Raw genomic sequence first — 255 nt, 5'->3', positions numbered from 1 at the left:
AACATTGAATATATTGGTCGGGTCCTGAATGGAAAAGAGAACGACACCGACATTTTTAGCCCCGGTTGCGACTTCATTGGCAAATATTTGCCTTGAACCTGCAGCCATGACACCGCTAAGGGCTCTAAAATCAATATGTAACTGATTAAGCACATCGCCAGTTCCCTGTAATGCACAGTCTGATACTGTGACAGTGAACTCTTTTCCACCTGGTTGATAGCTTTCAGGAGTAACATTATCTGAAAAATATCCCAC

At 42.7% G+C, this 255-nt stretch carries 1 protein-coding gene; it reads right to left on the bottom strand.

All coding sequences use genetic code 11. The features are described from left to right. On the bottom strand, positions 1–255 hold a 255-nt coding region (locus tag SB756_RS32460), incomplete at both ends, for a fimbrial-like protein (protein WP_410913556.1).

This window comes from Pseudomonas sp. SIMBA_068, from assembly GCF_046534705.1.
GTDB classification, from domain to species: Bacteria; Pseudomonadota; Gammaproteobacteria; order Pseudomonadales; family Pseudomonadaceae; genus Aquipseudomonas; species Aquipseudomonas putida.
The sequence above is the reverse complement of the archived record's forward strand: the minus strand, read 5'-3'. Positions and strand labels throughout refer to the sequence as shown.